Source organism: Microbacterium sp. EF45047 (assembly GCF_028472845.1).
Classification (GTDB): Bacteria; Actinomycetota; Actinomycetes; order Actinomycetales; family Microbacteriaceae; genus Microbacterium; species Microbacterium neungamense.
In genome coordinates this window covers 2,211,385-2,230,084 of record NZ_CP069429.1, presented here as the reverse complement: position 1 = coordinate 2,230,084, position 18,700 = coordinate 2,211,385, and the positions used below count along the sequence as shown (strand labels likewise).

The following is an 18,700-nucleotide window of genomic DNA, read 5'->3' as shown; positions in this document are numbered from 1 at the left end:
CCGTCATGGACCTCGCGAACCTCTGGTTCTGGATCATCGCCTTCTTCTTCGTCGGCTACTTCGTGCTCGACGGGTTCGACTTCGGCGTCGGCATGTCGCTGCCGTTCCTCGGCCGCGACGACGTCTCCCGCCGTCAGGTGATCAACACGATCGGCCCGGTGTGGGACCTCAACGAGACGTGGGTGATCGTCGCCGGCGCGGTGCTGTTCGCCTCGTTCCCGGAGTGGTACGCGTCGCTGTTCAGCGGCTTCTACCTGCCGCTGCTGGTCATCCTGCTCGCGCTGATCCTGCGCGGCGTCTCGTTCGAGTACCGGCACCAGCGGGAGGACGCGGCGTGGAAGCGCCGCTTCGACCGGATGATCGTGATCGGCTCGGCGGTGCCGGCGCTGCTGTGGGGGGTGGCCTTCGGCAACATCGTGCAGGGTGTGGCGCTGGACCGGTCGCACGTGTTCGTCGGCGGCGTGTTCTCGCTGCTGAACCCGTACGCGCTGCTGGTCGGGGTCACCACACTGCTGCTGTTCTTCCTGCACGGGGTGCACTTCGTCGCGTTGAAGACGGATGGCCGGGTGCAGGCGGATGCCCGGAGGCTGGCCCGTGCCGCGGCGGTGCCGGCGATCCTCGCGGCGGCCGGGACGCTGGCGTGGACGGCCGGCATCGCCGCGGGGCGGGAGGCTCCGCTGCTGGGGGTGGTGATCGGATGCGGCGCGGTCGCGGCATCCGCTCTCGTCCTCTCGACGGTGCTCTCGCGGCGCGGACGCGACGGCGCGGCGTTCGCGGCGGGCACGGTCACGGTGGCGGCGGCGGTCGCGGCGCTGTTCGCGGCGCTGTTCCCGTATGTGCTGCCGTCGACGCTGTCCGCGGCGGGCAGCCTCACGATCGCGAACGCGTCGAGCACGCCGTACACGCTGCAGATCATGAGCTGGACGGCGCTGATCGCCCTGCCGCTGGTGCTGGCCTACCAGGCCTGGACCTACTGGGTGTTCCGCAAGCGGGTCACCCGCGCCTCGATCGAGGCAGCCCCGGTGCACGCGTGAGAGAACGCCCATGAAACCCGTCGACCCGCGCCTCCTGCGCTACGCGCGCGCCGCGCGCGGGTTCTTCGCGGCATCCGCTCTCATCGGCGTGGTGCAGACGGGGGTGACGATCGGGTTCGCCTGGCTGCTCACGGATGCCGTGACCGGCGCGATCGCGGGCCGCGACGTCACGGCGCCGATGCTGCTGCTGGTCGTCCTCGCCCTCGCGCGCGGCCTGCTCATCGCCGCCTCGGATGCCGCCGGCACGCGTGCCGCCGCGCGCACCGGCAGCGAGCTGCGCGAGGCGCTGATGCGGGCGATCGGCCGGCTCGGCCCGGACTGGCTGGCCGGCCGCAACCGTGCCGCGCTCGCCGTCACGGCCGGTCACGGGCTGGACGCCCTGGACACGTACTTCGCCCGGTACATCCCGCAGCTGGTGCTCACCGTGATCGCAACGCCGGTGCTGATCGCGGTGATGTGGTGGCAGGACTGGCCGAGCGGTCTCACCGCGGCGATCACGGTGCCGCTGATCCCGCTGTTCCTGGCGCTGATCGGCATGGCGACCCGGTCGGTGCAGCAGCGGCAGTGGCGGACGCTGCAGCGCCTCGCCGCCCGGTTCGCGGACACCGTGCAGGGGCTGGCCACGCTGCGCCTGTTCGGGCGGGAGGGCCGCGCCGCCGACCGGATCGCGCAGACCGCCGACGAGTACCGGCGGGAGACGATGACCGTGCTGCGGTACTCGTTCCTGTCCGGGTTCGCGATGGAGCTGCTGTCGTCGCTCGCCGTTGCGCTGATCGCCGTGGCGGTGGGGTTCCGGCTGCTCTCCGGCGACCTGTCGCTCGAGGTCGGCCTGTTCGTGCTGCTGCTCGCCCCGGAGGCGTTCCTGCCGATCCGCCAGGTGGGCGTGCAGTTCCACGCCGCGGCGGAGGGTGTTGCGGCGACCGAGGACGTGTTCGCGGTTCTCGACGAGGCCGGTGCCGTTTCGAATCGCGCGATCGGTCGCTTTCCGGCCTCGGGAGCGACCGATCGCGCGATTCGAAACCCGGGGGAGGAGGTCCTGGCGGTCGAGGGGCTGCGGGTGCGGGGGCTTCCGCCGGTGTCGTTCACGGCCCGGCCGGGCACGATCACGCTGATCGAGGGGGCGAGCGGATCGGGCAAGTCGAGTCTGCTCGCGGCGCTGCGCGGCGCCGTGGCGTTCACCGGGGCGGCGACGCTCGGCGGGGTGGATGTCCGCCGTCTCGATCCCGCGGACTGGACGGCGTGGGCCGACCAGCGGCCGGGGCTGCTGCAGGGCACCGTCGCGGGGAACGTCGCGCTGGGCGACCCCGCGCCGTCGGCGGATGCCGTGCGCGCCGCTCTCCGGGCGGCCTGCGCCGACGACCTCGACCCCGCGCAGGAGCTCGGCGTGCAGGGCGGCGGCCTGTCCGGAGGGCAGGCGCAGCGGGTGGCCGTCGCGCGCGCCCTGTACCGGCACGCCGCCGAACCGGGCCGGGTGCTCCTGCTCGACGAGCCCTCGAGCGCCCTGGACGCCGAGACCGAGGCCCGGCTCTGGCGTTCGCTGCGGGAGCGGGCGGATGCCGGGGCCACGATCCTCCTCGTCTCCCACCGCCGCACCGCCCGCAGCATCGCCGACCAGATCGTCCCGCTGTCCGCGGCGTCTGCCGCCTCCCCGTCCGGTGGCGCTTCGACGGGCTCAGCGACCGACCCTTCCCGGTCGTTGAGCGAGGGCGGCGGCGCCGACCGAGACGAAACGCGCTTCGCTCGTTCGACGGCTGAGGCGTCGTCCTTCCTGCGCCTCGCGCAGCCGCCGCTGCGGCGCTTCCTGCCCGGGCTGATCTGGGGCGTCCTCTCCGCGGCATCCGCCGTCGCCCTGCTCGCGGTGAGCGGATGGCTGATCGTGAGCGCTTCGATCGTCGACTCGCTGGTGCCGCTGTCGATCGCCGTGGTCGGGGTGCGGTTCTTCGCGGTCACCCGCGCCGTCACACGGTATCTGGAACGGCTCAGCGGACACGACGCCGCCCTCCGCCGGCTGGCGGTGACCCGCGCCGCGATGGTGCGCCGGCTGACCCCGCTGGCTCCGGCGGGGCTCGGCCGCACCGACCGCGGCCGGGTGCTCGCCGCCCTCGTCGACGACGTCGAGAACCTGCAGAACCTCCCGCTCCGGGTCGTGCAGCCGCTGGCGGTGTCGGCGATCGTGGCCGCGGGCGCGGTCGTGTTCCTCGCCCTGGTCGCCCCTCCCGCGGCGCTGACCCTCGTCGTCTGCCTGATCGTCGCGGCCGCGGCATCCGCCGGCCTGGGCTGGGTGCTCGGATCGCGCGCCGAGACCCGCATCTCCGCACGGCGGGGCGACCTCGCGGCGGCGCTGGGCGACTACCTGGGCGCGCTGGACGTGCTGCTCGCCTACGGCGCGGAGCCCGCCGCCCGTCTCCGGGTGCGGGATGCGGATGCGGCGCTCCGCGGGGCGGTCGGCCGCGGATCGGTCGCGCAGGCCGCCTCCGCGGGCATCGTGTCCGCCGTGTCGGGCGTCGCGTCCGTGACGGCGCTCGCCGCGGCGTCGCCGGGGCTGGCCACCGGCGCCATCGACGGTCCCTGGCTCGCCGTGGCCGTGCTCGTGCCGATGGTCGTCTTCGAGGTCTTCGGGGCCGTGCCCGCCGCGGCATCCGCGTGGCGCAGCGTGCGTGCGAGCGCGCGTCGCCTCGCCGACGTGCTCCCCGCGCGCCTCCCCGCAGAGCTGCGCCCGGATGCCGGCGCCGACCCCGCATCCGACTCAGCCCCCGCCCCCGCAGCCGCCGCGCCCGCCGCCCCTCCCGCCCTCCGTCTCCGCGGCGTCCGCGCCGCCTGGCCAGGCGGCGCCGATGCGCTGCGCGGCGTCGACCTCGACCTGCACGCGGGGGAGCGCGTGCTGGTGGCGGGCCCGAGCGGATCGGGCAAGAGCACGCTCGCCGCCGCGCTGGTGGGCTTCCTGCGGGTGCGCGGCGAGTTCCGCATCGGCGGGCAGGATGCCGCGGCGCTTTCCGGGCCGGCGCTGCGGCGCACGATCGGCCTGTGCGAGCAGAGCCCGACCCTGTTCGACGAGGACATCCGTCAGAACCTGCTCTTCGCCCGCGACACCGCCACCGACGACGACCTCCTCGCCGTGCTCGACCGCGTCGGCCTGGCGGACTGGGTGCGCGGTCGCGGCGGCCTGGACGCCCGCGTCGGGGATCGCGGCGCGCTCGTCTCCGGCGGCCAGGCACAGCGCCTCGCCCTCGCCCGGGCGCTACTGCGCGGCTTCCCGGTGCTCGTGCTGGACGAACCCACCGCGGGCGTCGACCCGGACGCATCCGACGCCCTGCTGCGCGACCTCCTCCGCGCCGCCGGCCCGCAGTCGGTGCTGCTCATCTCGCATATCGAACCGCCCGCGGGCCTGATCGACCGCGTCGTCCGCATCGCCGACGGCCGCACGCCGTCGGCGGCCCCCGAGCGCAGCGATCCCGGCGACCTCGTTAGGCTGGTCGGATGACCCAGCCCCGCGGAGCGCTCCTCGTCGGCAGCGTGAACTACGACGACGCCGAGAAGACCATGCGCACCGCCGCCGGGATGCTCGGCGGACTGCTCCGCCGCATCCCGGGCTCGACGCGCGGCCGCTGCGCCTCGCCGACGGCGTCGACCCGGACGGCATCCGGCTGCCTCCGCTCGGCTATGCCGCCGCCGCGGAGGCGTCGTACGCCGTCTTCCGGCGCCTCCGCGAGGAGGGCGTGATCGCCGAGGGCGTGCGCTTCCAGGTGTCGCTGCCGACCCCGGTGGCCGTGGTGTCCTCCTTCTTCTCCGGCGACGACCGCATCGCCATCGAGCCGGTGTACGCCGCCGCGATGCGGCGCGAGCTCGAGGACATCCTCACCGGCATCCCGCACCGCGACCTGGCCGTCCAGTGGGACGTCGCCAGCGAGATGGGCATCATCGAGCACGCCGCCGGGTACGGCCGGGTGATGGAGGCCTGGTGGCCGGGCGACCCCTTCGACGGCCTGGTCTCCCGCCTCGCCGGCCTCGTCGACGCGGTGCCCGTCGATGTGGAGGTCGGGGTGCACCTCTGCTACGGCGACGCGGGCGAGCGGCACTTCACCGAGCCCGCGGATGCCGGGAACCTGGTCCGCTACGCGAACGCCGTCATCGCGGCATCCGCCCGCCGGCTGAGCTGGCTGCACCTGCCGGTGCCGATCGAGCGCGACGACGATGCCTACGTCGCCCCGCTGCGTGACCTCGCCCCGGTGGACGAGCTCTACCTCGGGCTGGTGCACCGCGAGGACGGCGCCGAGGGCGCGCGGAGGCGCATCGCCACGGCATCCCGCGTGGTGCCGGCCTTCGGCGTCGCGACCGAATGCGGCATCGGCCGCGCCCCGCGCGGGACCACGGAGGACATCCTCCGCACCCACGCCGAGGTCGCCGCAGCCTGGTGACGGACTGGCGCCGCGCGGGTGCTTCGGGCGTGCCGTCTGCCGGCGACCCGCGTGTGCGCTTCGCGCGGAGAAGTGCGCGTCGCGCGGACCGGATCCGGGCATTCCTCCGCGCGAACAGCACATCGCCGCGCCGGCCGCACGGCGGCGATTCGCGCCAGCACGGCGTGTGCCGTAAACTTGTCCTCGGTGACGTGTCCGAGCGGCCGAAGGTGCAACTCTCGAAAAGTTGTGTAGGGTAACCCCCTACCGTGGGTTCAAATCCCACCGTCACCGCCACGAAAACCCCTGGTTCGCCAGGGGTTTTCCGCTTTCTCGGGTTCCCGTCCCGCGTCGCGCCTGCCCCTTACGCGCGCGGGAGCCACGGGCTACCATCCAGCATGACCATCAGACTCGAGAACGTCGGCATCGCCGTGCGCGACATCGACGAGGCGATCGCCTTCTTCACCGACCTCGGACTCACCGTCCTCGGCCGGGACACGATCAGCGGAGACTGGGCCGACACCGCCGTCGGGCTCGACGGCAACCACGTCCGGATCGCGGTCCTGCAGACGCCCGACGGGAACGGGCAGCTCGAGCTGTTCGAGTACATCCATCCGGACGCGATCGAGCGCGAGCCCGTGCTTCCGAACGAGATCGGCATGCACCGCGTCGCGTTCTCCGTCGACGATCTCGACGCCGCTCTCGAGATCGCCGCGAGGCACGGATGCCGGCCGCTGCGCGGCGTCGCCACCTATCAGGACCTCTACCGGCTCACCTACCTGCGCGGCCCGAGCGGCATCCTCCTGATGCTCGCGGAGGATCTGCAGCGCCGCGCCGGCAGGCGGGACGCCCAGGCGTCGGCCCCTGACGCGAGCGCCGGCTGACCGCCGCCGGACATGGTCACGGCGGCCGCATACCCGGGAAGCATGCGGCCGCCGTGGTCTCGGGGGCGAGGCTCAGTGCTCGCCGAGCTGCTCCGTCGGGGTGCGGAAGGTCTCGCGCAGGCCGAAGGCGCACAGGATGAGGAGGAGACAGGCGGCGCTCGAGTACAGGGCGACGCCCAGGGAGTCCTGGCCGCTGGCCATGAACAGCGCCGTGGCGACCGGCGCGGCGGTGCCGCCGCCCAGTGCGGCGCCGATCTGGTAGGTCGTGGAGATCGAGGATCCCGAGGAAGGCGAAGAAGAACAGCCCGTAGACGATGGCGCCGCCGATGAGCACCTTCTTGCGGCCGATGCGGTCCGACAGGGACGCCATCAGGAACGTGCTCACGCCCATCACCAGCAGGGTCAACACGAGCATGGCCTTGCGGCCGATCCGGTCGCCGAAGTGCCCGACGACGATGCCGCCCAGCGGGCGCGCCACGAAGCCGGCGCCGAAGGCGGCGAAGGCGACGATCGTGCCCATCAGCGGGTCCACGTCGGGGAAGAAGAGCTGGGGGAAGACCAGCGAGGCCGCGAAGCCGTAGATGATGAAGTCGTAGAACTCGAGTGCGGTGCCGAGTCCGGAGATGAAGAAGGTGCGCAGGCTCGTCACCGGCGGTGCGGTGCGTGCTGCGGGGGTGATCTGCGTCTGCGCCATGGCATTCGTCCTTGAACGTCGTCCTCGGAGGAGGGGATTGGGGGCGGAGTCGCCGAGACTCCGGTTCGGGTGCTGGGAAGTCGCGGTAGCCACGTAAAACGTTTTGTGCAACACTGTCCCTCGAGGAGGTCGCGATGAGGCGGAACGGCGTCACCATCAGGGATGTCGCGGCGCGCGCCGGGGTGTCGATCACGGCGGTCTCGCACGCTCTGAACGGCAAGGGCACGGTCAGCGAGAAGACGCGGGAGCGGGTGCGCCGGGTCGCGGAGGAGCTGGGCTACCAGGCGGATGCCTTCGCGCGGGGCATGCGGCAGTCGCGCATCGACGCCGTGGGGCTGGCGATGCGATCACTCGACGTCCTCGGCGACTACACCCCGGAGGGCGTGGACGTCTTCGACCGGTTCGCCGGTATCTTCGCGGCGAAGGCGCTGGCCCGCGGGCTGAGCCTGACGCTCGTGCCGGACATCAGCGGGCGCTCGGTGCCGCCGCTCGCTTTCGCGTTGGACGGCTACGTCGTGATGAGCCCCCAGGAGGGCGATCCGGTCACCGCGATGCTGGAGAGCCGCGGCATCCCGTACGTCACCTACGGCCGTGAGCCGGGCCGAGACAGCCACCACCGCTGGGCGGCGGAGGACGACCGCGATGCCGCCCGCCGCGCACTGCACCACCTCGAGCACGCCGGGGCGCGCGAGATCGTCCTGCTCAGCGGGACCGACCGCAACGCCTGGAACGACGACTACCGCATCGAGTACCGAGAGTGGTGCCGCCGCACCGACGTGGCGCCGCGCATGGACGAGCAGCCGGAGCGGAGCGGCGTCGACGGCGGCGCCGAGGCCGCGCGCCGGATCATCGGCGGGGGAGTGCCGGATGCCGTGCTGTGCATGACCGGCCGCCATGCCGCCGGTCTGCAGGCCGAGCTGCAGCGGCACGGGTTCGTCATCCCGCGGGACGTGCTCGTGCTCGCGGCATCCGACTCCGAGCAGGCCCGCTCGGCGAAGCCGGCCATCACCGCCTTCTCGTTCCGCCTCGCCGACACCGCCGACGCGCTGCTCGACATGCTCGTGCAGCTGCTCGACACGGGGGAGTGCGAGGGCCCGCGGCTGACGCGGGCCCAGCTCAAGCCGCGCGCCTCGACGCGGGCCCAGCGTGAAGGCCGGCGCTCAGAGGCGTGACATCCCCGCTTCGGCCGCCTCGGCCGGGCTGCCGGGGAAGAAGTCCAGCCCGAACCCGGCCGCGTCCACGCTGATGGTGAGCAGCGTCTGCCACTGGTCCGGGCGCGGCAGCGCGTCGTCGGGACGGATGCAGATGACCGCCCCTTCGCCCTCGCCGCCGCACGCGGCCGCCGCGCGTTCCGTGGGCGCGAGATCGGCCAGCGTGCCGCGCACCCGATCGAGGTGCTCGTAGCGCTCGCGGGTCTCGGAGGCGTCCGGCATGGTGTCGCCGGTGGCGAGCTCCGGGTCGAGGAAGTGGTTGGTGTGGAACAGCCAGCCGTCCTCGGCAGGCCGGACGATCGCCATCGCAGCGGGGGACAGCTCGATGCTGGCGGCCTGCGAGCCTTCGGCGGTGGACTCGAAGACGGTGAGCACGGTGGAGGCGCTGACCGTGGCGCTGCCGGCGATCCGGATGGCGTCGTCGAGGCTGCGCGCCTCGTCGAGGATGCGGCGCGCGACGGCGTGCACCGGCACGCCCCCGGCGTCGGAGTCGGAGGAGTGCATCAGGATGTTGAAGTGCAGCCCGACGCCGGCGTCGTTCACGCCGATCTTCGCGGCGGTGCCGAACTCGGTGAACAGCTTCACATGCAGCCCGGCGTCGGAGGTGAAGGAGCGCATCAGCCCCTCCGGAACGAGGAACTCGTGCCAGTCCCAGGTCTGGAAGGTCTCCGGGGCGATGCCGGGGCCGGTGCGGACGGCGGTCGAGCACTCCGCCGCGCTCCTGGTCGGCGCGACCGCGAGCACTTCGGTGCGCGCGCCCACCGCGGCGAGCTGCCACAGCTCGATCCCGGACGCCTCGGCGATGGCCTCCGTCTCCGCCGCGAGGCCCGGCGCCCAGGCGCGGAGCGCGTCGTGCGAGCGCTCGGTGATCGCCTGCACGGTGGCGTCGGCGATGCCGAGCTCCTCGAAATGCTCGAGGTAGAGCCGCACGCTCTCACGGAACTGCGGGGCGAACTCGGCGCCGAGCTCCCGACCGCGTGCGGCGGCGTCCGGGGCGGTGGATACGGAGAATCGAAGCTGCATGGCGCCATGCTGGGCACATAAAACGTTTTGTACAAGCGAAGCGGGCGGGCGTCGTAACGCTGGATTCACAGCGGCGCTGGTACAGTGAGCGCTGGGTGGCGCGCCAGGGTGGGCGGCCGGCTGGGGGGAATGGCCGTGGGGGGCTCGAAGGCGCGACGGTGGCTGCCGCTGGCGGCGCTCGCGTTGGTGATGGCGGTCGTCGCAGGATGCGGGGTGCCGGCCGCGGATCCGGCCGAGACGGTGAAGCCGCCGGAGACCACGCCCACGCCCATCGCGACGCCCACGCCGACTCCGGCGCCTGTGGTCCCGGTCGCCCGCAACGGGCTCACCGCCGAGCGCATCGCGCAGCTGCAGGCGTCCTGCCCGCAGCAGCTGCCCGCCGAGGTCGCCGGCCGCCTGCCGTTCGATCTCTCGCAGGCCCGCGCCGACGCGGTCGACTTCTTCGCGAGCACTGGCCAGTGCGGCGACGTGCCCGCGGTGCTGAACACGCCGGATGCCGCGGCGGCCGAGTTCCGGTCGCCGGTGCAGTACCTGACGCCCGCCTGCCCCGCCGGCACCATCGTCTCCTTCTGGGCGCACTTCGACGACGACCTGCTGTTCGGCAGCCCCACCCTGCCCGAGGCGCTCGACGCCGGTCAGTGCCTGCGCTCGTTCTTCTTCACCAACGGCGATGCCGGCAAGGGACGCGACTACGCGGTCGGCCGTGAGGAGGGCATCCGCCTGGCATACGACGCGATGCGTGGCGCCTCCACCCCGTGGACCGATCGCACCGTCACGCTGCGCAGCGGCCTCACCGTGCTGCTCACCCAGCCCGCCGACGACCCGCGGATCACGCTGATCATGCTCCGCCTCCCGGACGGGAACCTCACCGGTGACGGGTTCCCGGTGACCGGCTCGCAGAGCCTGGCCAAGCTGTGGCTGGGTGGGATCGACTGGATGACGACCTTCGACACCGCCGTGCAGGTGACCCTCGACGAGCTCAAGGCCACCGTCGCCGAGCTGTCGGCAGGCTTCGCGGCCACCCGCGTGCTGGCGCACATGCCCGGCTTCGCCGCCGGCGCCACGGGCGATCACCCCGACCACCGCGTCGTCGGCCGCATCGTCGCGTCCCAGGCGGAAAGCGGCGCGATCGACCCCGCGGTGGTCAGCTACGCGCAGGGCTACCCGGTCGCGCAGCGGCCCGCGAACCTCACCGACGCTCAGCTGGACCGCAAGCTGCGGATCTTCGCCGCCTACGCCGGTCACGACCCGGTCATCCCCTGCTCGCAGGGCCGGGACTGCCTCGCCGTGCGGAAGTTCGGCGACTGGCTGCGCCGGCAGTATCTGGTCAGCCATCAGGAGCTGATGGCGACGGGTTGAGCGACCGGATCTTCGGCCCGGATCCGGCGGAAGACTGACCATCGACGCCGGTGCGGCGCGGGCGTACCCTTGCCCCAGGCGGGTGATCCTGCCCGCTGTCGGAACCCGACGAGGAAGGCGGTGCGCGATGGACTCGATGATGATGGACGCCATGTCGAAGGACATGACCTCGATGCCCGGCATGGAGATGACGGACATGCAGGCGATGCAGGCCTGTATGGACGCGTGTTCGGCCTGCGAGCAGGCCTGTACCGTGTGCTCGACCCAGATGATGGACTGCAGCGCGGCGTGCATGAACTGCGCCGACATGTGCAACACCATGATGCGGGCGATGATGCGGATGCAGGGCATGACGCCCGAGGCGATGACCGCGATGCTGGACGCCTGCATCACGATGTGCCGCATGTGCATGGACGAGTGCATGGCGCACGCCGAGCACAGCGAGGTCTGCAAGATGTGCGCTCAGGCGTGCAAGGCCTGCATGGCGGCCTGCATGGCGATGCGCGACTCGATGGCGAAGACCGCCTAGGCGGAGCCCGTCGAAGGGCGGTCCCTGAGCCCGTCGAAGGGCGGTCCCTGAGCCCGTCGAAGGGCGGTCCCTGAGCCCGTCGAAGGGCGGTCCCTGAGCCCGTCGAAGGGTCAGACCGCCACGTTGTACTGCACCCGACCGACGGCCAGCACGCCGTAGTCGCGGTGCAGGGCCACCGGAGTGCCCGGCGCCGCCTCCAGGGCGGCGCCGCCGGCGTTCCACACCAGGTGCTCCTCGCCGTCGAGCGTGCGCAGCGCCAGAACGCCGGATGCCGCATCCGCGCTCTCGACGATGGCATCCGCCCACCCGAGCGGAGTGGCCGACGCCATCCGCGCCTGGATCAGGTGCAGGGCGTGTCCCGGGGCGAACGAGGAGCAGGTGTCGCCGTGGCCGCACATGCACGCCGAACGCTCACGCACCTCGAAGGGCGGGCGGCGGGTCAGCGGCGTGTTCACGGCGGGCTCCTCACGGGATCGGACGTTGCAGGAACGTTACGCCGTGCCGCGGCCGCTGCCAACGCCGGGCGAAACGGAGTGAAACAGTCGGCCGCGCGTAGAATCGAGGCGTGCTGTTCATGGAGGACGCCCGCGTGGCGCGGAGGAGGACTGCGGGCGCGATGCGCGCCGGCGTCAGAGGCTGAATGAGAGCCGGTGACGGATCCCGTCGCCGGTGCTTCGCCGTCTCGGCATCCGTCTGAGGGATGCCGTCCTCCCGACCTCTCGCCGCCCTGTGGCGGCGCCGACAGAAAGCACTCGCATGCGTCCCCTCGACGACCGCGCCATCCGCGCATCCTTCCTGAACGCCTCCCGCAAGGAGGCCGCCTCGCTCACCCTCCCGCCCGGCTTCGACGAGCTCGACTTCGAGCGGCTGGACTACCTCGGCTGGTCCGACCCGAAGATCCCGCGGCGGGCGTACGTCATCGCCGACCTCGACGACCGCCCTGTCGGGGTGCTGCTGCAGCGCGCCGAGCAGCGGGTGCTCCGGCGCGCGCTGTGCTCGTGGCGCATCCTGCGCCTGCGCGAGCACGTTGCGGCGTTCATCCGCGAGCTGGGCTGAGCTCGACGCCGTGCCGGCAGGAGCGCGTTGCCCTCCCGGCGCGGAGGGTCGTCAGCCGGCGACGGCGCGGACGTGCTCCCACGCCGGGCCGGCCAGGCGGGCCGAGACCGCGGTGAACGCGGCCGCGCTGCGCAGCCCGGGCCAGTCGTCCGGCAGAAGCTCCGCGGGGAGCCCCGGGTCGATGTAGGGCAGCACCCGCCAGCTGTCGATCAGGCGCACATAGGCGGGGAACGGCGGCTCGCCGTCATGCGCGCGCACGGATGCCAGGAAGCGCAGGTGCTCGGCGCGGAGGGCGTGCAGATCCCACCACGAGCCCACGGCATCGGCGAGCGGACGGGGCGGGCGCGGGTCCGCGGTGCGGAACAGGGTGGCGGACGCCCGCGCGCCGAGGTCCTCGAGCAGCAGCTCGACCTCCGCCTCGAGATGGCCGGGGACGATCCAGAGGCCGGCGGACACGGCGCCGGCGCCGAGGAACTGCAGCCGCCGGCGCAGCTGGTGGCGCAGATCGCGCCGGGTCTCGGGGATGGTCGCCGAGATCAGGCACCACGGGTCGCCCGGAGCCATGGTGCGCACCTGGAAGATGCGCCGGTCGCCGCGCTCCAGCATCCGCACGGCCGCCGGGTTCAGCGCGTACCCGGGGCCGGGCGCGGGCAGCAGCAGTCCCTTCTGCTTCAGCCGCGCGATCGCGGTGCGGGCGGGACCGGCCGCGATGCCGAGGTCGTCGGCGAGCCGGACCAGCGCGGCGGACGACACCTCGCCGCCGAGCCGGCGCAGGTAGAGCCCCACGACCGTGCGCAGCAGGGACGTGGTGCTGCCCGGCCGAGCCTCGATGTCGTCGAGGACCGTGTCAGCCGGCATCGTTCGGCAGGGCGTCGCGGACGGCGAGGATGCCGCGGAGGGTCTCCTCGTGCGAGGTGCTCAGCGGCGACAGGCCCAGCCGGATGCCGTCCGGGAACCGGAAGTCGGGGATCACGCCGTCCGCCCACAGCCTGCGGGTCACGTCCTGGAACGAGTCGTGGCCGATGGTCACGTGCCCGCCACGGCGCGACGCCTCGCGCGGCGACAGCAGCCGCACGCCGCGCGGGGCGAGAAGCGCGTCGTAGGCGCGCACGGCGAAGTCGGTGAGCGAGATGGACTTGGCGCGGACCGCGTCGATGCCCGCCTCGTCGATGAGGTCGAGCATGCCCTGCATCCCGAGCATCGACATGACCGGGGGTGTGCCGCTGAGCAGCTGACGGATGCCGGCGACCGGCGCGTACTCCGGACCCATCGCGAAGATGTCGGCCGCACCCCACCAGCCGTGGATGGGCTGCTGCAGCACACCCTGGTGCTCGGCGCGGAGGTACGCGAACGCGGGCGAGCCCGGGCCGCCGTTGAGGTACTTGTACGTGCAGCCGACCGCAAGGTCCACGCCCCAGGCATCCAGCTGCATCGGCACGGCGCCGACCGAGTGGCACAGGTCCCAGAGCATGAGCGCGCCGGCATCCTTCACCGCGCGCGTGATCGCCGGCATGTCCGCCAGGGCGCCGGAGCGGTAGTCGACATGGCTGAGCACGACGAGGGCGGTGCGGTCCGAGACCACGGCGGCGACGTCGTCGACCGCGACGCCGGTGACCGGATCCGGCTCGAGCCAGCGCAGCGCGGCGCCGGTCTCCTCGGCGACGCCTGCGGCGATGAAGCGATCGGTCGGGAAGTTGCCCGCCTCGATCACGATCTCGTCGCGTCCCGGCCGGGCGGCGACGGCCGCCCGCATCAGCTTGTACAGCAGCACGCTGGTCGAGTCGGCCACGATCGTCTGGCCGGATGCCGCGCCGAGGGTGACCTCGGCGATGCGGTCGCCCAGGCGCATCGGCAACTCCATCCACTGCTCGTCCCAGGAGCGGATCAGCCGGGTGCCCCAGTCCTCGCGGACGAAGGCGGCGACCCGCTCGGGCAGTGACCGGAGCGGTCGGCCGAGTGAGTTGCCGTCGAGGTACGCGTGGACGCCGGGCGCCTCGGCGAACGCGTCGAGGTGGCGGGCGAGCGGGTCGGCGGCGTCGAGAGTGCGCGCCTGTGCGCGCAGCTCCGCCTCGGCGGCATCGAGCACGGCCGGATCGGTGGCTTCGGTGTCGGTCATCTCGGGTCTCCAGCGTCGTCGAAGGGGTGGGTGGCGCCCAGGTCGGCGGGTGTGAGCCGGCGGGCGCGGGCGGGATCGCCGTCGGGGAGCAGCAGCAGGACGGATGCCGGACCGAGCGGGTCCTCCGGCGCCAGCGCCCGCAGCAGGTCGAGGCCGTCGACGCCCGCTTCGCGCAGCGCGGCCACCTCGCTGTCGCGCAGGTCGACCGGGGTGGGGCCGTTGCCCATGTCGCTGCCGTACACGAGCATGCCGCCGGCGGCATGGAACCGGCGGACGTTGTCGACGACGTGCGCGTACGCCTCGCCCTCGTGGATCGCCATGGTCGAGATCCACGAGACGGATGCCGCCTGCGCGGCGATCTCGTCGTCGGTCAGCCGCTCGGTGAACGGGGCGTGCGCGAGCCGGCTCGCCCCGAGCCGGGCCACCCGCTGCGCCTGCCCGGCGCCCTCGGCGTGCGCGACGAGGGGCAGGTCGTGGTCGGCGGCGAGGCCGGCCAGCAGCCGGAGCAGCGCGTCGTCCAGCACCGGGCCCGCGTCGCTGTTGCCGACGGTCTTCAGGCAGCTGACGCCGGCGGCCGCGAGGGCGGCGACGGTGGCCGTCGCGCCCTCCGCATCCGTGATCTCGTGCACGGCGCCCTCGGGCGCCCACGCGCGATCGGACGGATAGCCGCCCATCGCGGTGAGGAAAGGGCCGGCGTACTCGACGCGCACGGCAGGGTGCTCGGCGGCGATCTCGCGGATGCGGTCCACGTTCGCCCCGAGGTCGATCACCCGGCCGAGCCGCGAGTCCGGGAGCAGGGTGTGGTCGACCAGCTGCAGGTGCACGTGGTGGTCGGTGAACCGGCCGGTGACCAGCCCGTCCAGCCGGGCCGCGTCGGCGGGGGCGGGCCCTGCGGCGAGCCGCGGAGTGCCGTCGATCCCCGCTGCGAGCACGCCCTCGCGCAGCATCCGTCCGTCGAAGTACGCGACCGCGCGAATGCCGGCGGTCGTCGCGCTCATCGCCCGATCTCCGTGCGCACGCTGTACAGCTCCGGAAAGAACGTCAGGTCCAGCGCGCGGCGCAGGAAGTCCACGCCGCTCGACCCGCCGGTGCCGGTCTTCCAGCCGATCGTGCGGGTGACCGTGCGCAGGTGGCGGAACCGCCAGAACTGGAAGTTGTCCTCGACGTCGACGAGCTCCTCGCAGGCCTCGTACAGGTCCCAGTACTCGTGCGGGTTCTCGTAGATCTCCCGCAGCACCGGCACCAGGTCGGCGTGCTCGCGGTACGGCTCGCGCACGTCGCGGTCGAGGATGTCGTGCGGCACCGGCAGGCCGCGCCGGGCGACGTAGCGGAGGAACTCGTCGTACAGCGTGGGCCGCTCCCACTCCGCGGTGAGCAGCGCGAGGTCGGCCGGGTGGTTCCGGAAGACGCCCAGCATCCGCTCGTTCTTGTTCCCGAGGGCGAACTCGACGGCGCGGTACTGCACGGACTGGAAGCCGGAGGAGTTGCCCAGGTCGCCGCGGAACTGCGCGTACTCCGTCGGCGTCAGCGTGGCGAGCACCGACCACTGCTGGGTGAGCACCTCCTGGATGTGCTTGATCCGCGCGATGTGCTTGAGCGCGGCCCGGAGGTCGTCCTCGGCGAGCCGGTCGCGGGCCGTGCCGAGCTCGTGCAGCACCAGCTTGAGCCAGAGCTCGGTGGTCTGGTGCTGGATGATGAACAGCATCTCGTCGTGATGCTGCGGCTGCGACACCGGATGCTGCGCGCTGAGCAGCCGGTCGAGGTCGAGGTAGGACCCGTAGGTCATCCGATCCTTCAGATCGGTGACGATCGAGTCCTCGAGCGGTCGCTGGTTGGGGTGCGCGGCGTCATCGGGGCCCATGCCCACGAACATATCACTTCTGTGCCGTTCGTCACAGAGGTGAAATGTCCGGGTTCATCCGGCGGTGTGCGTCTTCAGGAAGTCGAGGGTGCGCTGCAGGGCCTCCTGGGCCTCCGGCAGATCGAGGTGGAACTGGTACTCGTGCGGCAGCCGCGGTTCGTGCGGCTCCGGCCAGAACAGTGTGGTGACCTCGACGCCGAGCTCGTCCAGGCGCTGCGACATCGGGATGGACTGCAGCCAGGTGAGCCCGTCGCCGTTGCCGCCGCTGATGTAGGTCGGCGGGAAGTCGGCCGTGACGAAGTCGATCGTCGACATCGTCGCGCCGGTCCAGCCGTCCGCCCAGTTCCGCTCGCCGGCGTACGCCCACATCGCGGACTTGAAGCCCCACCCCTCGATGCCGTCGAGGGCGGCCAGGGCCGAGAGGTCGTACACGCCGCAGTTCAGGATGGTCGCGGCGAGCTGCCCGGGCTGGAGCGCCGGCTCGATGCCCATCAGGGTCGCGTACTCCTCGCTCGTGATCAGGGTCGCCAGCTGGCTGGCGAGCTGACCGCCGGCGGAGTCGCCGGCGAGCACGATGCGGGACGGGTCGACGCCCAGCTCGGCGGCGTGCTCGTCGATGTACGCCAGGGCGCTGTTGAGCTGGTGCACCGCGGTCGGGTACGCGGCCTCCGGGCCGCGGGTGTAGTTGAGACCGATGGCGGTGTAGCCCTCGGCGGCGAGGATGCGCAGGTAGGGCGCGACGTCCTCCTTCGAGCCGGAGATCCACGCCCCGCCGTGCACCCACACCACCGTGGGCAGCGGCGCGTCGGCGGATGCCGGTGCGAAGACGTCCATCGTCGTGTCGGCGCCGTCGTCGCCGTAGGCGATGTCGAGCTTCTCGGTGAGCTCGGCATCAGGCTGATGGCGGTTCATCTCGGCGGCCGTCTCCTGGCCGCCCTTGGTGAACACCGACCGGATGATCATCGCGGAGGGCCAGGGCGTGATCGACCCGATCACCGCCGCGATCACGCCGATCGCCAGGATCGCCCCGAGGACGATCCGCACGACCCTCCCTCGCGCGCGCGCCGTGGTCACGACTCCTCCTGCCGGCGGATCCGTCCGGCGCGGGCGAACCAGGTGACGACGAACGACAGCACCAGCGCGATGAACACGCCCAGGTTCGCGTACGCCCAGTCGCCGTCCTTGCCGCCGATCAGCCCGAGGAAGTAGCCCTGCCAGTTGTTCCACGGCGCGGCATCCGCGAACAGGTTCACGACGAAGCCCCAGCCGATGATGCTCGCCACGATCATCGTGCCGATCGAGACCCCGTCCCAGGCGCCGTAGCGCCCGGCGGGGTCGAACAGCGCCTGCTCGTCGTAGTCGCGGCGGCGGCGCAGGATGTCGGCGATGAGGATGCCGGCCCAGGACGCCAGCGGCACGCCCAGCGTGATCAGGAAGGACTGGAACGGGCCGAGGAAGTCGGCGGCGAAGAAGACCACCCAGATCGTGCCGAGGGTGAGGATGACGCCGTCGATGCCCGCCGCGGCCGGGCGGGGGATGCGGATGCCGAGGCTGATCAGCGTCAGGCCGGAGGAGTAGATGCCGAGCACGGCGCCGGAGACCAGCGCGAGCACGGCGGTGAGCAGGAAGGGCACGAGCACCCAGACCGGCAGCAGCGCGGCGAGGGCGCCGATCGGGTCGGCGCCGACGGCGGCCATGAGCTCGTCGTCCGAGCCGGCGAGCAGGAGGCCGAAGACGACGAGCAGCACCGGGGCGATCGCGCCCCCGAAGGTGTTCCAGAACACGATGGAGCCGTCCGAGGCGGTGCGCTTCTGATACCGCGACCAGTCCGCGGCGATGTTGATCCATCCCAGCCCGAACCCGGTCATCACCATGACCAGGGCGCCGACGACCTGTCCCACGCCGCCGCCGGGTCGCGCCAGCACCGCGCCCAGGTCGATGCTCGGCACGGCGAGCACGACGTACAGGATCGTCACGATGCCGGTCACCCAGGTGAGCACCGACTGCAGCCGCATGATCGTGTGGTAGCCGAGCACGGACGCGGTGACGATGAGCGCGGCGACGATGACGGTGGCCACGATCCGCAGGGCGATGCTGTCGCCGTCGCCGCCGAGCCGGCCGATGATGGTGGCCGTCGCGAGCACCGCCAAGATCGCCAGGAACGTCTCCCACCCGATCGAGGTGAGCCACGACACGATGCCGGGCACCTTCTGCCCGTGCACCCCGAACGCCGCGCGGGAGAGCACCATGGTCGGCGCGGAGCCGCGCTTGCCGGCGATCGCGATCAGCCCGCACAGCAGGAACGAGATCACGATCCCGATCACCGACACCAGCGTCGCCTGCCAGAACGAGATGCCGAAGCCGAGCACGAACGAGCCGTAGCTCATCCCGAAGACCGACACGTTCGCCGCGAACCACGGCCAGAACAGGTCTCGGGGCTTGGCGGTGCGGTCGGACTCCGGCACGATCTCGATGCCGGTGCGCTCGATGAGGGCCGGGGCTGCGGCGATCTTCTCGGACATGCCCTCATCCTGGCATC

General features: G+C 72.6%; 18 protein-coding genes, 1 tRNA gene and 1 pseudogene. 11 read left to right on the top strand and 9 right to left on the bottom strand.

Features of this window, described 5'->3' with window-relative positions; translation table 11 throughout:
* Positions 1-5 precede the first annotated feature (5 nt).
* The 7 genes and pseudogenes from cydB to JRG78_RS10925 all read left to right on the top strand — a co-directional run bounded on the left by cydB (position 6) and on the right by JRG78_RS10925 (position 6,312).
* On the top strand, positions 6-1,034 hold the full coding sequence (cydB, locus tag JRG78_RS10955; RefSeq protein WP_259606691.1) for a cytochrome d ubiquinol oxidase subunit II: 1,029 nt from the start codon (positions 6-8) through the stop codon (positions 1,032-1,034).
* 10 nt (positions 1,035-1,044) lie between these two features.
* Positions 1,045-2,646, top strand: a pseudogene (gene cydD / locus JRG78_RS10950) (thiol reductant ABC exporter subunit CydD); the annotation flags it as partial.
* A 156-nt stretch (positions 2,647-2,802) separates the two neighbouring features.
* Positions 2,803-4,515, top strand: coding sequence for a thiol reductant ABC exporter subunit CydC (gene cydC, locus JRG78_RS10945; RefSeq protein WP_259608203.1), 1,713 nt, complete (start codon positions 2,803-2,805; stop codon positions 4,513-4,515).
* A complete protein-coding gene (locus JRG78_RS10940; protein WP_259606690.1) occupies positions 4,512-4,754 on the top strand; it encodes a hypothetical protein in 243 nt (80 codons plus the stop codon). The genes cydC and JRG78_RS10940 overlap by 4 nt, the downstream gene beginning before the upstream one ends.
* Complete coding sequence (locus tag JRG78_RS10935) at positions 4,751-5,449, top strand: hypothetical protein (protein ID WP_259606689.1); 699 nt, start codon at positions 4,751-4,753, stop codon at positions 5,447-5,449. The genes JRG78_RS10940 and JRG78_RS10935 overlap by 4 nt, the downstream gene beginning before the upstream one ends.
* A gap of 185 nt (positions 5,450-5,634) precedes the next feature.
* A tRNA-Ser gene (locus JRG78_RS10930) sits at positions 5,635-5,725 on the top strand.
* Positions 5,726-5,826: 101 nt separating this feature from the next.
* A complete protein-coding gene (locus JRG78_RS10925; protein ID WP_259606688.1) occupies positions 5,827-6,312 on the top strand; it encodes a VOC family protein in 486 nt (161 codons plus the stop codon).
* Positions 6,313-6,328: 16 nt separating this feature from the next.
* On the opposite strand, the gene JRG78_RS10920 is transcribed toward JRG78_RS10925, so the two are convergent.
* Complete coding sequence (locus tag JRG78_RS10920) at positions 6,329-7,006, bottom strand: hypothetical protein (protein WP_259606687.1); 678 nt, start codon at positions 7,004-7,006, stop codon at positions 6,329-6,331.
* 134 nt (positions 7,007-7,140) lie between these two features.
* On the opposite strand from JRG78_RS10920, the gene JRG78_RS10915 reads away from it, so the two are divergent.
* Entirely contained in the window at positions 7,141-8,178 is a 1,038-nt protein-coding gene (locus JRG78_RS10915) for a LacI family DNA-binding transcriptional regulator (RefSeq protein WP_259606686.1), read from the top strand.
* On the opposite strand, the gene JRG78_RS10910 is transcribed toward JRG78_RS10915, so the two are convergent.
* Positions 8,167-9,240, bottom strand: coding sequence for a C45 family autoproteolytic acyltransferase/hydolase (locus JRG78_RS10910; RefSeq protein WP_259606685.1), 1,074 nt, complete (start codon positions 9,238-9,240; stop codon positions 8,167-8,169). The two genes, JRG78_RS10915 and JRG78_RS10910, sit on opposite strands and share 12 nt — an antisense overlap.
* Before the next feature lie 129 nt (positions 9,241-9,369).
* Between JRG78_RS10910 and JRG78_RS10905 the strand changes: the two genes are divergently transcribed.
* Both JRG78_RS10905 and JRG78_RS10900 read left to right on the top strand, forming a co-directional pair.
* Positions 9,370-10,599, top strand: coding sequence for a PIG-L family deacetylase (locus JRG78_RS10905; RefSeq protein WP_272653373.1), 1,230 nt, complete (start codon positions 9,370-9,372; stop codon positions 10,597-10,599).
* Positions 10,600-10,726: 127 nt separating this feature from the next.
* Positions 10,727-11,128: a hypothetical protein gene (locus JRG78_RS10900; RefSeq protein WP_259606683.1), complete on the top strand. Its 402-nt coding sequence runs from the start codon at positions 10,727-10,729 to the stop codon at positions 11,126-11,128.
* A gap of 110 nt (positions 11,129-11,238) precedes the next feature.
* Here JRG78_RS10900 and JRG78_RS10895 read toward each other — a convergent pair whose 3' ends face one another.
* Positions 11,239-11,583 carry a hypothetical protein gene (locus JRG78_RS10895; RefSeq protein ID WP_259606682.1) on the bottom strand — a complete coding sequence of 115 codons (345 nt, stop codon included), beginning with the start codon at positions 11,581-11,583 and terminating at the stop codon, positions 11,239-11,241.
* A 301-nt stretch (positions 11,584-11,884) separates the two neighbouring features.
* Between JRG78_RS10895 and JRG78_RS10890 the strand changes: the two genes are divergently transcribed.
* Complete coding sequence (locus JRG78_RS10890; protein WP_259606681.1) at positions 11,885-12,184, top strand: FBP domain-containing protein; 300 nt, start codon at positions 11,885-11,887, stop codon at positions 12,182-12,184.
* Positions 12,185-12,235: 51 nt separating this feature from the next.
* On the opposite strand, the gene JRG78_RS10885 is transcribed toward JRG78_RS10890, so the two are convergent.
* From JRG78_RS10885 to JRG78_RS10860, 6 genes are read right to left on the bottom strand one after another with little or no spacing between them, the layout of a single operon-like run.
* Positions 12,236-13,042 (bottom strand): PaaX family transcriptional regulator, encoded by an 807-nt coding sequence (locus JRG78_RS10885; RefSeq protein ID WP_259606680.1) that lies wholly within the window; start codon positions 13,040-13,042, stop codon positions 12,236-12,238.
* Positions 13,032-14,300, bottom strand: a complete 1,269-nt coding sequence (locus JRG78_RS10880; RefSeq protein WP_259606679.1) for a kynureninase — start codon at positions 14,298-14,300, stop codon at positions 13,032-13,034. The genes JRG78_RS10885 and JRG78_RS10880 overlap by 11 nt, the downstream gene beginning before the upstream one ends.
* Complete coding sequence (locus tag JRG78_RS10875) at positions 14,297-15,298, bottom strand: hydrolase (protein ID WP_259606678.1); 1,002 nt, start codon at positions 15,296-15,298, stop codon at positions 14,297-14,299. Before JRG78_RS10875 ends, JRG78_RS10880 begins: the two co-directional genes overlap by 4 nt.
* Positions 15,295-16,161, bottom strand: coding sequence for a tryptophan 2,3-dioxygenase (locus JRG78_RS10870; protein ID WP_259606677.1), 867 nt, complete (start codon positions 16,159-16,161; stop codon positions 15,295-15,297). The genes JRG78_RS10875 and JRG78_RS10870 overlap by 4 nt, the downstream gene beginning before the upstream one ends.
* Before the next feature lie 54 nt (positions 16,162-16,215).
* Entirely contained in the window at positions 16,216-17,235 is a 1,020-nt protein-coding gene (locus JRG78_RS10865) for an alpha/beta hydrolase (protein ID WP_259606676.1), read from the bottom strand.
* Entirely contained in the window at positions 17,232-18,683 is a 1,452-nt protein-coding gene (locus tag JRG78_RS10860) for a purine-cytosine permease family protein (protein ID WP_259606675.1), read from the bottom strand. Before JRG78_RS10860 ends, JRG78_RS10865 begins: the two co-directional genes overlap by 4 nt.
* Positions 18,684-18,700 lie beyond the last annotated feature (17 nt).

Bases quoted from the DNA above. Each gene is read 5' to 3' on its own strand.
- JRG78_RS10860 (WP_259606675.1), bottom strand. From the start codon at position 18,683: ATGTCCGAGAAGATCGCCGCAGCCCCGGCCCTCATCGAGCGCACCGGC.
- JRG78_RS10900 (WP_259606683.1), top strand. From the start codon at position 10,727: ATGGACTCGATGATGATGGACGCCATGTCGAAGGACATGACCTCGATG.
- JRG78_RS10905 (WP_272653373.1), top strand. From the start codon at position 9,370: ATGGCCGTGGGGGGCTCGAAGGCGCGACGGTGGCTGCCGCTGGCGGCG.
- JRG78_RS10870 (WP_259606677.1), bottom strand. From the start codon at position 16,161: ATGGGCCCCGATGACGCCGCGCACCCCAACCAGCGACCGCTCGAGGAC.
- JRG78_RS10875 (WP_259606678.1), bottom strand. From the start codon at position 15,298: ATGAGCGCGACGACCGCCGGCATTCGCGCGGTCGCGTACTTCGACGGA.
- JRG78_RS10920 (WP_259606687.1), bottom strand. From the start codon at position 7,006: ATGGCGCAGACGCAGATCACCCCCGCAGCACGCACCGCACCGCCGGTG.
- JRG78_RS10910 (WP_259606685.1), bottom strand. From the start codon at position 9,240: ATGCAGCTTCGATTCTCCGTATCCACCGCCCCGGACGCCGCCGCACGC.
- JRG78_RS10915 (WP_259606686.1), top strand. From the start codon at position 7,141: ATGAGGCGGAACGGCGTCACCATCAGGGATGTCGCGGCGCGCGCCGGG.
- JRG78_RS10940 (WP_259606690.1), top strand. From the start codon at position 4,512: ATGACCCAGCCCCGCGGAGCGCTCCTCGTCGGCAGCGTGAACTACGAC.
- JRG78_RS10925 (WP_259606688.1), top strand. From the start codon at position 5,827: ATGACCATCAGACTCGAGAACGTCGGCATCGCCGTGCGCGACATCGAC.
- JRG78_RS10885 (WP_259606680.1), bottom strand. From the start codon at position 13,042: ATGCCGGCTGACACGGTCCTCGACGACATCGAGGCTCGGCCGGGCAGC.
- JRG78_RS10890 (WP_259606681.1), top strand. From the start codon at position 11,885: ATGCGTCCCCTCGACGACCGCGCCATCCGCGCATCCTTCCTGAACGCC.
- JRG78_RS10880 (WP_259606679.1), bottom strand. From the start codon at position 14,300: ATGACCGACACCGAAGCCACCGATCCGGCCGTGCTCGATGCCGCCGAG.
- cydB (WP_259606691.1), top strand. From the start codon at position 6: ATGGACCTCGCGAACCTCTGGTTCTGGATCATCGCCTTCTTCTTCGTC.